This is a genomic window from Pantoea sp. SOD02 (assembly GCF_024707505.1).
Classification (GTDB): Bacteria; Pseudomonadota; Gammaproteobacteria; order Enterobacterales; family Enterobacteriaceae; genus Pantoea; species Pantoea symbiotica.
The window spans coordinates 3,689,302-3,703,175 of record NZ_CP102604.1 but is presented as its reverse complement, the minus strand read 5'-3'; the positions used below and the strand labels follow the sequence as shown (position 1 = coordinate 3,703,175).

The window sequence follows — 13,874 nt, the reverse complement described above, 5'->3', positions numbered from 1 at the left end:
TTCTCCCTGCAGATTAATGGGCGCGCTGGCCGATGCCAGCGCTAAGCGTATTAAACGCTTACATTAATCAACAATCGTCGGGGTTGGCGCAACTGCCTTTGTTAATTGATTGCAACATCAGCGCCTGATTGCGCACCAGACTCACGCCCTGCGCACCGACCGATAGCGCGGCCATCGTGCCCTGGCTGCTAACAAAATAGCTGCGGCTGGCATCCAGCCAGCTGTCACGATAAGTCAGCCACGCGCGCTGGGCGCTGCGCAATTTGTCTTTAGGCGCGCCAGTTAATTTTTTCATCGCTTGGGTGTACTGCGCGTTCATCTCTTTATCCCAGGCTTTATTGGCCGTGCCGTAGCATTGAGACATGCCGGCGGTGCTGGATTCCTTATTCAGACACTGCTCGAGCTGTTGATCGATAGGATTTTGTTGCGCTGCAGCAAAACCACTGACCAACAAACACGCCATCGAGAGCCATTTTTTCATCGTTTCAATCCTTAAATTTTGCTGGGGCAGACTTCAGTAAAAGTGAAGTCTGGGTGATCGTCAGCCAATTGACCATCAACAATGGATAAAGTTTCCGCGATCAACTGCCGATAATCTTTCCGTTTTAGGGCTAGCGGATTTCTGCCTTTTCTTGCAAACGGGGATAATCATGTTCAAACAGCTATCAATTCGTACTGCATTACTCACGCTTTTGGCTTTTATGACGCTGCTGCTGCTGGCAGTCAGCGCGATGGGCATCTCGGCCATCAACGCAGGCAATCAATCACTGGATGCGCTCAACCGCATACAGGGGATTGAGCTCAACGCCTTGTATCAAAGTCGTTCCGAACTGATGCGCGCTCGCGCCAACGCTGCATTGGCGGTGCGTAAAATTGAAATTGGTTTACTGGATGACGGCGATGTTGTCACCAAACAAACCCAGGCGGCAGTAGAAAGTTCTCATAAGTATTTGCAGGCCTTTGTGGAGGCCGGAACGGTCACCGCTCACGGCAAAACGCTGGCTGATGCCGTCGTCGCGACCTATAACGCGTACGAGAAAGAGGGCATCACGCCGATGATTGATGCCCTGAAAAAGCAGTACACCGATGAATATTATCAGGTGCTGGAGGGCAAACAGTCGGCGCTGGCGGCCAGTTACTCGAAAGCGGTGAATGATTTTAGCATCTACGCCAATGAAGTCTCGGCGGCGCGTCTGGCGCAGGCCGCGCATGATGAGCTGCAGCTGAAGATTCTGATTGGCGTTTCCGTGGCGCTGACCTTGCTGCTGATTGCGCTGGCCTGGCAGTTGCTGCGTCGTCTGCTGCTGCGTCCACTCGACGGCGCAATTCTGCATCTGGAGCAAATTGCGGCGGGCGATTTATCACAGCCGCTGCCAGCCGCCGGAAAGAATGAGTTAGGTCGTCTCAATCAGGCGCTGGCGAATATGCAGCTGGCGCTTAGCAGTTCGGTCAGTCAGGTGCGCGAAGCCAGCTTGCAGATTGATGTGGGCAGCCGCGAATTAGCGGCAGGCACCGTGCATCTTTCCCAGCGTACCGAAGAGTCAGCCGCCTCGCTGGAGCAAACCGCCGCCAGCATGGAACAGCTCACCGCCACCGTGCGTCTCAATGCCAGCAATGCCAAAGAGGCCAATCAGCTTGCCAGCAATGTCTCCGACAGCGCCGATCGTGGTGCCGAAGTGGTTGGCTACGTGATGGAGAAGATGCAGGAGATCACTCAAAGCTCCAATCGCATTGGCGACATCCTCAGCGTGATTGATGGCATTGCCTTCCAGACCAACATTCTGGCGCTGAATGCTGCGGTCGAAGCCGCGCGTGCAGGTGAACAAGGCCGCGGCTTCGCCGTGGTCGCCAATGAAGTGCGCACGCTGGCCGGTCGCAGCGCTACCGCCGCCAAAGAGATCCGCGAGCTGATCGCGGAATCGCAGACGCGAGTGCAAGAGGGCAGCGACATGGCCACGCGCGCCGGTGAAACCATGGATGAGATCTCCAGCGAAGTAATGCGTGTCACCACGTTGATGAAAGAGATCTCCATCGCCTCGGAAGAGCAGAGTCGCGGTATCGAGCAGGTGAATCAGGCGGTGACGCAGATGGATGAGGCTGCGCAGCAGAACGCCGCGTTAGTCGAAGAGGCCAGCGCCGCAACGCAGTCGCTGGAAGCGCAGTCGCAGCAGTTGCAGGATTCGATGGCGCAATTCCGCGTGTCTGCGGCGTAATAAAGTTAATAGGTGTGAAATAAGTTGGGTCGCTATAAATTGCGACCCAATAATCAATTTATCGCAGCGCGTATTTAGACGTAGCGAATCATTAAGCCGGAATTTAATTACTTTTATGCGTGCGAATGATTTCCGCTAGCGCATCATCTTCCGCGTAAAAATAAGCTGCGGGTATTTCTAATACGTCCGCCAATCGCTGCGCTGTATCCAAATCAACCTGATGAATTCCATTCTCGTAACGATTAATTCGCGTGCTGGCAACAAACTCATCGATCCCCGCCGCAATCCCCAATCCTTTTTGAGACAAACCCTTAGCCAGACGCGCTTGTTTCAAGCGTCTTTGGAAGGTTAGCTGGAGAGAGGAGGTCGATTTCATGGCTACGAGAATCGTAGATTTACTGCTTGTCAGATACTACGAGTAACGTAGTATCGTAAATAGAACAGATAAGCGGACTAAGGAGAGTTACGTGAATAATGCAAAACAAGACTGGCATCCTGCCGATATTATTGCTGCTCTGCGAAAGAAAGGAACTTCAATGGCGGCGGTGTCGCGGCAATCTGGATTATGTTCAACCACGCTCGCCAATGCATTAGTGCGGCCGTGGCCAAAAGGGGAATTATTAATTGCCGAAGCGATTGGTATTTCACCCGCAGAAATTTGGCCGAGTCGTTATTATGCGGAAGATGGCGCGTTAATTGATCGGCAGGCCAAAATCAGAAATATGAAAACAAAAAGCCCGCACTAAGGCGGGCTTGGTACAGCGGGAAAAAATTACGCTGAATGGTCGTCCGGATATTCACGGATGAAGCGTTCAACGTCGCCCACCATCGCGTCGTTGCCGCAGAAGAACGGGCAGCGCTGATGCAGCGTTTCTGGCTGGATGTCGAGGATGCGATTAGCACCATCGCTGGCTTTACCGCCCGCTTGCTCCGCCAGGAAGGCCATTGGGTTGCATTCGTACAGCAGACGCAACTTACCTTTCGGATGGCTTGCGGTGCTTGGGTAAAGGTAGATACCACCTTTCAAGAGGTTACGGTGGAAATCGGCCACCAGTGAACCAATGTAGCGCGAGGTATACGGGCGCTTGGTGGCGATATCTTCTTCCTGACAGAACTTCAGGTATTTCTTCACGCCCTGCGGGAAGCGAATATAGTTACCTTCGTTGATCGAGTAGGTGTAACCCTTCTCCGGGAAGGTCATGCGTTCGTGGCTCAGGCAGAACACGCCGAGCGACGGATCGTAAGTAAACGCATGCACGCCCACGCCGGTGGTGTAAACCATCATGGTGGAAGAACCGTAAACCACGTAACCCGCTGCAACCTGCTTGTTGCCCGGCTGCATGAAGTCAGCTTCGGTGATTGGCGTGCCCGGCTCGCTGATGCGATGGTAGATTGAGAAAATGGTGCCGACGGAAACGTTAACGTCGATATTGGAAGAACCATCCAGTGGATCCATCAACACAACGTATTTGCCATTCTCTGAGCCTTCAAAGATGACGAACTCGTCTTCTTCTTCCGACGCGATACCGGCTACTACGCCGCGCGCTTTCAGGGCGGCTTTCAGCTTTTCGTTGGCAAACAGATCAAGTTTCATCTGCTGCTCACCCTGCACGTTTTCCACGCCGCTGGCACCCAGAATATCCACCAGACCCGCTTTATTGATGTCGCGGTGGATAATTTTAGCGCCAAGCTTAATGGAAGAAATCAGCGCCGTCAGTTCACCTGTGGCGTGTGGAAAGTCGTGTTGCTTCTCGACGATGAATTCGCCTAACGTTTTCATAACACATTCCCTGCATCTACGATGGAGTGGCAGCAGCTGTAACAAGCTACCAACGTATGAGCGCAGTTTAGCCGATTGAACTTTAAAAACCATAGTCCTAATCCGTTTCTTCCCTCTCAACTCGGCGTTACACTGTGCGCCGAACTTTTGAGTAATGGATCTCTTTATGCGTATTCACATCCTCGGGATTTGTGGCACTTTCATGGGCGGACTGGCGATGCTGGCACGCTCGCTGGGACATGAAGTTACCGGCTCAGACGCCAATGTCTATCCGCCGATGAGCACGTTGCTGGAACAGCAAGGCATTGAATTGACAGAAGGTTACGATGCCAGCCAGCTCGATCCGCAACCGGATCTGGTGATCATTGGTAACGCGATGACGCGCGGCAATCCTTGTGTGGAAGCGGTACTGGAACGCAACATTCCTTACCTCTCTGGCCCGCAATGGCTGCACGATTTCGTGCTGCGCGATCGTTGGGTGCTGGCGGTGGCGGGAACCCACGGCAAAACCACCACAGCCGGCATGGCAGCGTGGATTCTCGAGGCCTGCGGCCTGGAACCGGGCTTTATCATCGGTGGTGTGCCAGGAAACTTCGAGGTTTCGGCAAAATTAGGAAAAAGTCCATTCTTCGTCATCGAGGCGGATGAGTACGACAGCGCGTTCTTCGACAAGCGTTCCAAGTTTGTGCATTACTGCCCGCGCACACTGATCCTCAACAATCTCGAATTCGATCACGCGGATATCTTTGACGATCTGCGCGCCATCCAGAAGCAGTTCCATCATTTGATCCGCATCGTACCGGGCCAGGGCAAGATCCTGCTGCCGGAGCACGATAACAACATCAAGCAAGTGATGGCGATGGGCTGCTGGAGCGAGCAGGAAAGCGTGGGCGATAACGGTCACTGGCAGGCGAAAAAGCTGACGCCGGACTCGTCACATTGGGAGATCTGGCTCGACGGCGAGAAAGTTGGAGAAGTGAACTGGGCGCTGGTGGGCGAGCACAACATGCACAATGGCCTGATGGCGATTGCGGCGGCGCGTCATGTCGGGGTGAAACCTGTGGATGCGGGTGAAGCGCTGAGCAGCTTCATTAATGCCCGTCGTCGTCTCGAACTGCGTGGTGAAGTGAACGCCATCAAGGTGTACGACGATTTTGCTCACCATCCGACTGCGATTCTCGCCACGCTGGCGGCGCTGCGCAGCAAAGTGGGCGGCACGGCACGCATTCTGGCGGTACTGGAACCGCGTTCAAATACCATGAAGATGGGCGTGAGCAAGAACGAGTTAGCACCATCGCTGGGTCGCGCAGACGAAGTGTTCCTGTTCCAGCCGCACCATATTCCGTGGCAGGTTTCCGATGTGGCCGAGGCGTGCATTCAGCCGGCGCAGTGGAGCGCGGATATCGATACGCTAGTGGAAATGGTGGCGAAGAAAGCCCAGCCAGGCGATTCGATTCTGGTGATGAGTAACGGCGGGTTTGGTGGTATTCACCAGAAACTGCTGGAGCGGTTAGGGCGGTGATGGTGCGGTGGCCATAAATGGCCACCCTGCAACAAGACATCGTAGGGTCGGCATTCATGCCGACCTTTTTCATGTCCGCAGAAAGCTTAAGCTTCTGCCAGCTCGCGCAGATACTGGAAAATCAGGCGGGCAGATTTTGGTGGCTTATTGGTGGCTTTCTCTTTCTGCGCGTTGCGGATCATGCTGCGCAGTTGCTGACGATCGGCGTGCGGATAGAGGTTAAACACCTCAGCGACCGCGTCATCACCTTGCTCGATCAAACGATCGCGCAAAATCTCCAGCTTATGGAACAGCGCAACCTGCTGGTTGTGACGGTTCTTCAGCTTATCCAGCGCCTGACGAATCGGATCTTCATCGCGGGCACGCAGCATCTTACCGATCAGCTGCAGCTGACGGCGGCGGCCTTCTTTCTTGATGCGCTGCGCCAGTTCAATCGCGTCGCGCAGTTGTTCGTCGAGTGGAATTTTGTCGAGGGAATTTTTCCCCAGATCAACTAACTCGGCGCCAAGGCGTTTCAGCTCTTCGGCATCGCGTTTAATTTCGCTTTTGCTGACCCAGATAATCTCTTCGTCTTCTTCGTCATTATTATCCGGCACATCGTCGAGCCAGTCATCGGGCTGCTTGGTCATCTCTTGGCTCCCAAAAAAAAGAGGCTAATCCTACCAGTTTATCGGGCGACTGCGAAATTGTTCTCTGAGTCTGATAGACTCAAACAATTCATACTTAAGATTAGACGGCAGGTCGATGAACGTATCTACTCAGGTTGCAGAACAACGTAAAGTGTTGGAACAGGCTGTCGCGCAGGCATTGGAACTGGCAAAAGCCAGCACCGATGGTGCTGAAGTGGCGGTCACGAAAACTACCGGCATCGGCGTCAGTACCCGCTATGGCGAAGTGGAAAACGTCGAATTCAACAGCGATGGTGCGCTCGGCATCACCGTCTACCATCAAAACCGTAAAGGCAGCGCTTCCTCAACCGATCTCAGCCCGGATGCGATCAAACGCACCGTGCAGGCAGCGATCGACATTGCGCGCTACACCTCGGTGGATCCGTTCGGCGCACCGGCCGATCCCGAACTGCTGGCGTTTGAAGCGCCGGATCTCGATCTCTACCATCCGTGGGAGATCGATGCCGATCGCGCTATCGAACTGGCCGCTCAGGCAGAACAGGCTTCATTACAAGCTGACAAGCGCATCACCAATACCGAAGGCGGCAGCTTCAACAGCCACGTTGGCATCAAAGTCTTCGGCAACAGCCACGGCATGTTGCAGAGCTACTGCTCAAGCCGCCATTCGCTTTCAAGCTGTGTGATTGCAGAGCAGGATGGCAACATGGAACGCGATTACGCGTACACCATTGGCCGCTCTTTTGACGATCTGAAAAGCGCCGATTGGGTCGGTGCCGAGTGCGCCCGCCGCGTGCTGGCACGTCTGGCGCCGCGCAAGCTCTCGACCATGAAAGCGCCGGTAATTTTTGCGCCGGAAGTGGCGACCGGTTTGTTTGGTCATCTGGTGGGCATGATCAGCGGCAGCAGCGTCTACCGCAAATCGACCTTCCTGCTCGATTCGCTCGGTAAGCAGATTCTGCCGGAGTGGCTGACTATTGAAGAGCATCCGCACCTGCTGAAAGGCCTGGCGTCCACGCCATTCGACAGCGAAGGCGTGCGCACCCAATCGCGTGACATCATTAAAGATGGCGTGCTGCAGAACTGGCTGTTAACCAGCTATTCGGCGCGCAAGCTGGGCTTGCAGAGTACCGGCCACGCAGGCGGCATCCACAACTGGCGTATTGCCGGCCAGGGCCACAGCTTTGACGACATGCTGAAGCAGATGGGCACCGGTTTAGTGGTAACCGAGATGATGGGCTCTAGCATCAACGGTATGACCGGCGACTATTCACGCGGTGCATCCGGTTTCTGGGTGGAAAACGGTGAGATTCAATATCCTGTGAGCGAGATCACAATCGCTGGCAACCTCAAGGATATGTGGCTCAATATGGTAACCGTCGGTAACGACATTGAAACCCGCAGCAATATACAATGCGGTTCGGTGCTGCTGCCGGAGATGAAAATCGCCGGACAATAAGAGTCATCGCTTTCTGAAAGCAGCCCGCAAGGCTGCTTTTTTTTTGGCCCGACAATAATAAAAGGAAATACCAATGCGTAATAAGCATGTGATTGCAGTGTTGTCGTTATCGCTGTTGTTCTCCACGGCTAGCGTGTTTGCGGCCGATTTAGAAAAAGATATGGATGCGCTTAAAGATGGTCTGAGCGTGGTGAAGAAAACCTCCGACGCGCAGGAAATGCACACTGCGTTGGGCAAAATGCGTCAGGCGGCGACGGATGCTAAGCAATCCACGCCGGAAAAACTGGAAGGTCAGGCGGCCGATAGCGCGCAGATCAAGGATTATCACGCCGGTTTGGATTCACTGATTGCTCAGATCGATGTGGTCGATCAGCTGGCGCAAGCCAACAAGCTGGACGAAGCCAAGGCTGAAGCGAAGAAACTGGAAGATATTCGCAACGCCAACCATAAGAAATTCCGCTGATAAACCGGCCAGCCCTGCGGCTGGCCTTATTCCTCTTTGCCTTCTCTCCGTTTTAACCCGCGTAAATCAATCATTTCTCGCATTTTGTGACCGGTTTCGCACACTTCGTGCGTCCTGAGATCTGGCGCACACTCGCCCGTGGGATTTCCACTTTGAGGTGGAAAAGATGCGTCTCAACAGCCTGCAGCGGAAAGCGTAATTTCTTTTCAACGCGAATTATCTGTAATTGTCCGCTGTAAACAGGAGTAACAAGGTGAGGAGTGAAGCTGTCCCGCTGAAACAGAGCACGCCGGAAGCGATTCAGGCGCTGGCGGATAAGGTGTTAAGCCAAATTGCAGCGATCTACGCCGCGCATCACATCGAAGCCAACGCCGTGCAGCAGCAGATGCTGGCTTCGCATGTCCGGGCGATGGCATCGCGCTCCCTGACGGGCGAAGCGCTGCCGGAAGTAGAAGCTGAGCTGTTTGAAGATATCTCGCCGGAAACCATGGCGCTGGCGCAGCAGGTAGTTGATCTGTTTGGCAATCTGCCCAAAGAGGAAGCCTGGCTGTTATCCGTACATATCGAAGTTGCACGTGCAAACGAAGCTTAAATTTTAAGGAATTCAACATGGTAACTGTAGTGATTGGCGATCGTCTGGGTAAAGGTCAGAAAGTAGCTGCGGGCATCGAGAAAGCCGGTGGTCGTGCGGTGGTGGTGCCGGGCGTGGCAGCCGACATGAAGCTGGGCGACGTAATGAAAGCGGAAAACGCTGACTTCGGCATCTCCTTCTGCGGCAGCGGCGGCGCCGGTGCGATTACCGCGCAGAACAAATATGGCTACAAAGCCAAACACGGCATGCGTTCGATTGACGAAGGCGTTACCGCCATCAATGAAGGTGCCACCGTGCTGGGCTTCGGCTTTATGGATAAAGAAGAGCTGGGTGAGCGTCTGGTGCAGGCCTGGACTAAAAAACACGGCAGCTAAGTATGAAACAGCAATACGAGACGCAGGTAACGGTGCAGGGCAAAGGCGACAGTAAAGCAAAAGCCTTTGCCGATGCGCTGAGCAAGGTGCAGCAGCAAGTGCTGCGCACCAGCCAAAAGATTCTGTTGCGCATTGAACCCATGGATGTGCGGGTGCTGCGCGCGCAGGAGAGCGTGCGCAAGGAAAAATTCTTGTTCTTCTTCCTCGCGCGTGAGCGACGGAATTACAGCGTTGAGCTGGAAATTACCGTCAGCGTCACTGTGATCGACACCGACAAGGTGGACTTCATAGCGACTTAATAAAAACGACAACAAGGGTACGACGACATGTTTTTAATCATTTTGTTTAAGTCGTTAATCATTGGTGGATTGGTTGGCGTCGGGGTAGGAGCGGGCGCAGCGCGCATGTTCCACGCACCGACCACGCAAGGTATGGGCGCGTTCCGTACCTTGGGTGAACTCAATTCCTGTGAAGGCGATCCAGCATCGCACTTCTCCTTTGGTCTCGGCTTCTTCTTTAACGCCTGGGCTTCATCCGTTGCAGCGGGTTCCTTCACGCAGGACGTCGATCACCGCATTTTGCCGAACTGGGGCGCGGCGGCATTGATGGTGAAAAACCGCAACGTGGCGGAAACGCTGCACAACCCGAAACGCATGGCGATTGCCTGCGGCATCATCGGCATGATTGTGGTGGCCTTCCTTAACAGCACCGCATCTGCAGTTCCGGCGGCCTTGCAGGTCACCGCAGTGAAAGTGCTGGTGCCGGCAGCTAACCTGCTGGTGAACACCGTGATGCCAGTGATCTTCTGGCTGGCAGCGATTGATGCCGGTAAGAAATCCGGCTTCTGGGCCACCATCTTCGGCGGCCTGGCGCAGCTGATCATGGGCAACGCCGTACCGGGTTTGGTGCTGGGTATCCTGATCGGTAAAGGTGTGGAAGAGAGCGGCTGGAACAAAGTCACCAAAGTGATGATGTTCGCCATCGTGCTGCTGTTTGCTTTGAGCGGCTTCTTCCGCGGTTTCGACATGAAACTGCTGCAATCCTTCCAACTGGGTATTCCGGGCTGGCTGGATATGATCCACAACAGCGTCAGCGGCAAATAAGGAGCCATCAGCATGAACGAAACCGAAAACCAAGGGTTCTGGTACGCCGACTGGTCTTTCCCGATTTTTGTTGGCCTGCTCTCGTCCGGCGTGTTTGCCGGTACGCACATGTATTACCTGTACGGCATTGGTGCTTTTAACGAAGTGGCGTTTGTCTCGATGCTGCGTTCCGGTATGGAAACCGGGGTGTACGGCGCGGTGGCTGCATTCGGTGCCAGCTTCCTGTTCGCGCGCATTATCGAAGGTTCGCTGGTGGGGATTCTCGATATCGGCGGCGCGATCCAGACCGGCGTCGGCCTTGGCGTACCTGCGCTGCTGCTTGGTGCAGGCATTGTGTTCCCGGTCGCCAACTTCGCCGCTTCACTGGCCACCGGTTTGGTGGTGGGATTGGCGATTGGTTATCTGATCATCCTGGCGCGTAAGTTCACCATCAATCAGAGCGACTCAACCTACGGCGCCGACGTGATGATGGGCGCGGGTAACGCATCGGGCCGTTTCCTTGGGCCGTTGATTATCTTGTCGGCTATGGCTGCGTCGATTCCGATTGGCCTCGGTTCGCTGGTGGGCGCGCTGCTGTTCTACCTGTGGAATAAGCCGATCACCGGCGGCGCGATTTTGGGCGCGATGGTGTTGGGTGCGATGTTCCCAATCTCTCTCTGATGCTGGACGGTCGCCATGAATGGCGACCCTACGGCGGGTTGGAGCGATTTTCGTAGGGTGCGCATTTATGCGCACCTTAATGAGTAAGGAGTAAGCATGTTTGATCTGATTCTGCGCCGCGCACGTCTGTGCGACGAACAGCTGGTGGATATTGCCATCCAGCACGGCAAAATTGCCGCCGTCGGCGAGGTAAGCGGCCCGGCACAGCAGGAGCGCGATCTCGCGGGACGTTACTACGTCAGCGCTGGCTGGATTGACAGCCACGTGCACTGTTATCCCAAATCCCCGATTTATCACGACGAAGCCGACACCATTGGCATGGCGCAAGGCGTCACCACGGTGGTGGATGCCGGCAGCACCGGCGCTGATGACATCGACGACTTTTATCAGCTCACACGTTCGGCTACCACCGAAGTGCGCGCGCTGATCAACATTTCGCGCACCGGCATTGTGACGCAAAACGAGCTGGCCGATATGGCGCAGATCGATAGCGATGCGGTGGTGCAGGCGGTGAAACGCCGTCCGGATTTTATCGTCGGCCTGAAAGCGCGCATGAGCAGCAGCGTGGTGGGCGAGAACGGCATTCAGCCGCTGGTGCGCGCCAAGGCGATTCAGCAGGCAGCCGGCAATTTGCCGCTGATGGTGCACATCGGCAACAACCCGCCAGTGCTGGAAGAGATCGCCGATCTGCTGACCGCCGGCGACATCATTACGCACTGCTTTAACGGCAAGCCGAACCGTATCTTGTCGCCGCAGGGCGAGCTGAAAGCGGCGGTGAAAAATGCCATCGCGCGCGGCGTGAAGCTGGATATCGGCCACGGCGGTGCCAGCTTCAGTTTTGAGGTAGCGCGTCAGGCGATCGCGCAGGGCATTCTGCCCGACACCATCAGTTCCGACATTTACTGCCGCAACCGCATCAACGGCCCGGTACATAGCCTGGCGCACGTGATGTCGAAATTCTTCAGCATTGGCATGACGCTGCCGCAAATCATCGAGTGCGTCACCGTAAATGCCGCTGCTGGTCTGCGTCTGGCGGGCAAAGGGCGCTTAACCGCCGGTTATGACGCCGACCTGACCATTTTTACCGTCAAAGAGGAAGCCCGCCCGTTCGTCGATGCTGAAGGCGAACAGGTTTTGGGTCAGCAACACATTTTGCCGCAGGCCGTGGTTATCGCCGGTCACTGGCATCTGACTGATGAAGGGAAAGCGAATCATGTCTTCGATTTATGAAAAATATGACCTGAAGCAGGTCATCAACGCCTCGGGCCGCATGACCATTCTCGGTGTTTCCACGCCGTCTGCGGATGTGGTGGATACCGTTAGCTACGGTCTGAATCACTACTTCGAGATGAAAGATCTGGTCAACAAGACCGGCGCTTACATCGCCAAACTGCTGGATGTAGAAAACGCGGTAGTGGTGTCGTGCGCCTCGGCGGGCATTGCGCAGAGCGTGGCGGCGGTGATTGTGAAAGATAACGACTGGCTGCTGGAGAACCTGCACGCCGCGCCGCTCAACGTGCCGCACGACATCGTGGTGCCAAAAGGGCACAACGTGAATTTCGGCGCGCCGGTGGGCAGCATGGTGGCGCTGGGTGGCGGTCGTTTGATCGAAGCCGGTTACAGCAACGAATGTTCGCCTGAGCAGTTGGCGGCGGCGATTACGCCCACCACGGCGGCGCTGCTGTATATCAAATCGCATCACTGCGTGCAGAAAAGTCATCTCAGCGTGGAGCAGGCGGCGGTTGTGGCGCGCAAACACGGCATTCCATTGATCGTCGATGCAGCAGCAGAAGAAGATTTGCAGTGCTACTACCAAATGGGCGCGGATCTGGTGATTTACAGCGGTGCCAAGGCGATTGAAGGGCCGACCAGCGGTTTAGTGATTGGTCGTACGCAATACGTTGAGTGGGTGAAGCGTCAGAGCAACGGTATTGGCCGCGCGATGAAGGTCGGCAAAGAGGGCATTCTTGGTTTGACGCAGGCGATTGAAAACTATCTGGTGCAGCCAAAAACCACCGGCGCTGAAATGGTCGCCAACATGAAGCCTTTCATTGATAACCTCAACACGCTGAACGGCGTCAGCGCGCGCGTGGTGTGGGATGCGGCGGGACGCGATATCGCGCGTGCCGAAATCAAGTTTGATGAAGCGATCACCGGCTGGCCGACCGGCGAACTGGTGCAGGCGCTGAAAACCGGCGACATCGCCATCTATTTCCGTGGCTACAAAGCCAACGAAGGCATTATCGAAGCCGATGTGCGCAGCGTTAGCGCCGATCAGCTGCACATCATCTTTAGCGCTATTCAGGCGTTGATCAGCGGAGGAAAACGCGCATGAGTCTGAACCCTAATTTCTATCAGGATCGCCTGTGCCTCAACGTGCTGGCCGGTTCTAAACAGAACGCCAAAGAGATCTGGCAGGCGGCAGAAGGCCATGTGCTGGTGGGCGTGTTGTCAAAAAACTACGCCAGCAATGAAGAAGCCATTGCCGATATGCGCGAGTATGCGGCGCTGATCGACAATGCGCTGTCCGTGGGGTTGGGCGCAGGCGATCCGAACCAATCGGCGATGGTGAGTGAGATCTCGGCGGTACTGCAACCGCAGCACGTCAATCAGGTATTCACCGGCGTAGCGACCAGCCGTGCGCTGCTCGGCCAGAACCAAACCGTGGTGAATGGTTTGATTTCACCGACCGGCACGCCGGGCATGGTGAAAATCTCTACCGGCCCACGCAGCTCAAAGAACGCCGACGCGATTGTGCCAATCGACAGCGCCATCGCCATGTTGCAGGACATGGGCGGCAGCTCGGTGAAATACTTCCCGATGGGCGGCCTGAAGGCGGTGAATGAGTATCGTGCGGTGGCGGAAGCCTGCGCGCGTCACGACTTTTGGCTGGAGCCAACCGGCGGCATCGATCTCAATAACTTTGAAGAGATTGTGCGTATTGCGCTCGACGCAGGCGTCAGCAAAGTGATCCCGCACGTCTACAGTTCGATTATCGATAGCGCAAGCGGCGACACGCGCATTGACGATGTGCGTCAGCTTCTGGCAACGTGCAAGAAACTGCTGTAACAAATGAGTAACA

Annotated in this window: 17 protein-coding genes; 13 read left to right on the top strand and 4 right to left on the bottom strand. The window is 55.3% G+C overall.

The window, feature by feature from the left end; genetic code table 11:
• Positions 1-67: 67 nt before the first annotated feature.
• Positions 68-481, bottom strand: coding sequence for a lysozyme inhibitor LprI family protein (locus NR302_RS17105; RefSeq protein ID WP_258144048.1), 414 nt, complete (start codon positions 479-481; stop codon positions 68-70).
• 169 nt (positions 482-650) lie between these two features.
• On the opposite strand from NR302_RS17105, the gene NR302_RS17100 reads away from it, so the two are divergent.
• A complete protein-coding gene (locus NR302_RS17100) occupies positions 651-2,213 on the top strand; it encodes a methyl-accepting chemotaxis protein (RefSeq protein ID WP_008103571.1) in 1,563 nt (520 codons plus the stop codon).
• Positions 2,214-2,316: 103 nt separating this feature from the next.
• Here NR302_RS17100 and NR302_RS17095 read toward each other — a convergent pair whose 3' ends face one another.
• Entirely contained in the window at positions 2,317-2,589 is a 273-nt protein-coding gene (locus NR302_RS17095; protein WP_008103569.1) for a helix-turn-helix domain-containing protein, read from the bottom strand.
• 91 nt (positions 2,590-2,680) lie between these two features.
• Between NR302_RS17095 and NR302_RS17090 the strand changes: the two genes are divergently transcribed.
• Positions 2,681-2,959 carry a helix-turn-helix transcriptional regulator gene (locus NR302_RS17090; protein ID WP_036648151.1) on the top strand — a complete coding sequence of 93 codons (279 nt, stop codon included), beginning with the start codon at positions 2,681-2,683 and terminating at the stop codon, positions 2,957-2,959.
• Between the two features lie 26 nt (positions 2,960-2,985).
• Here NR302_RS17090 and fbp read toward each other — a convergent pair whose 3' ends face one another.
• A complete protein-coding gene (gene fbp, locus NR302_RS17085; protein ID WP_008103565.1) occupies positions 2,986-3,993 on the bottom strand; it encodes a class 1 fructose-bisphosphatase in 1,008 nt (335 codons plus the stop codon).
• A gap of 166 nt (positions 3,994-4,159) precedes the next feature.
• Here fbp and mpl point away from each other — a divergent pair, with 166 nt between their 5' ends.
• Positions 4,160-5,515: a UDP-N-acetylmuramate:L-alanyl-gamma-D-glutamyl-meso-diaminopimelate ligase gene (gene mpl / locus NR302_RS17080; protein WP_008103563.1), complete on the top strand. Its 1,356-nt coding sequence runs from the start codon at positions 4,160-4,162 to the stop codon at positions 5,513-5,515.
• A gap of 86 nt (positions 5,516-5,601) precedes the next feature.
• Here the strand turns inward: mpl and yjgA are convergent, their stop codons facing one another.
• Entirely contained in the window at positions 5,602-6,144 is a 543-nt protein-coding gene (gene yjgA, locus NR302_RS17075; protein WP_258144047.1) for a ribosome biogenesis factor YjgA, read from the bottom strand.
• Positions 6,145-6,259: 115 nt separating this feature from the next.
• Here yjgA and pmbA point away from each other — a divergent pair, with 115 nt between their 5' ends.
• From pmbA to NR302_RS17025, 10 genes are all read left to right on the top strand, one after another.
• Positions 6,260-7,600 (top strand): metalloprotease PmbA, encoded by a 1,341-nt coding sequence (pmbA, locus tag NR302_RS17070; RefSeq protein WP_008103558.1) that lies wholly within the window; start codon positions 6,260-6,262, stop codon positions 7,598-7,600.
• Positions 7,601-7,673: 73 nt separating this feature from the next.
• Positions 7,674-8,063: a cytochrome b562 gene (gene cybC / locus NR302_RS17065; protein WP_258144046.1), complete on the top strand. Its 390-nt coding sequence runs from the start codon at positions 7,674-7,676 to the stop codon at positions 8,061-8,063.
• Between the two features lie 253 nt (positions 8,064-8,316).
• Positions 8,317-8,655, top strand: a complete 339-nt coding sequence (locus NR302_RS17060; RefSeq protein ID WP_008103555.1) for a glycine dehydrogenase — start codon at positions 8,317-8,319, stop codon at positions 8,653-8,655.
• Between the two features lie 17 nt (positions 8,656-8,672).
• On the top strand, positions 8,673-9,029 hold the full coding sequence (locus tag NR302_RS17055; RefSeq protein WP_008103553.1) for an SFCGS family glycine-rich protein: 357 nt from the start codon (positions 8,673-8,675) through the stop codon (positions 9,027-9,029).
• Positions 9,030-9,031: 2 nt separating this feature from the next.
• The gene (locus NR302_RS17050) at positions 9,032-9,328 is read left to right on the top strand and encodes a DUF4312 family protein (RefSeq protein WP_008103551.1); all 297 of its coding nucleotides are present in this window, start codon (positions 9,032-9,034) and stop codon (positions 9,326-9,328) included.
• Positions 9,329-9,355: 27 nt separating this feature from the next.
• Complete coding sequence (locus NR302_RS17045; protein ID WP_007892190.1) at positions 9,356-10,132, top strand: DUF4311 domain-containing protein; 777 nt, start codon at positions 9,356-9,358, stop codon at positions 10,130-10,132.
• A 12-nt stretch (positions 10,133-10,144) separates the two neighbouring features.
• Positions 10,145-10,792, top strand: a complete 648-nt coding sequence (locus NR302_RS17040; protein WP_258144045.1) for a DUF4310 family protein — start codon at positions 10,145-10,147, stop codon at positions 10,790-10,792.
• A gap of 96 nt (positions 10,793-10,888) precedes the next feature.
• Positions 10,889-12,022 (top strand): amidohydrolase/deacetylase family metallohydrolase, encoded by a 1,134-nt coding sequence (locus tag NR302_RS17035; RefSeq protein WP_258144044.1) that lies wholly within the window; start codon positions 10,889-10,891, stop codon positions 12,020-12,022.
• Complete coding sequence (locus tag NR302_RS17030; protein WP_258144043.1) at positions 12,006-13,127, top strand: DgaE family pyridoxal phosphate-dependent ammonia lyase; 1,122 nt, start codon at positions 12,006-12,008, stop codon at positions 13,125-13,127. The genes NR302_RS17035 and NR302_RS17030 overlap by 17 nt, the downstream gene beginning before the upstream one ends.
• Positions 13,124-13,861: a KDGP aldolase family protein gene (locus NR302_RS17025; protein ID WP_008103543.1), complete on the top strand. Its 738-nt coding sequence runs from the start codon at positions 13,124-13,126 to the stop codon at positions 13,859-13,861. The genes NR302_RS17030 and NR302_RS17025 overlap by 4 nt, the downstream gene beginning before the upstream one ends.
• Positions 13,862-13,874 lie beyond the last annotated feature (13 nt).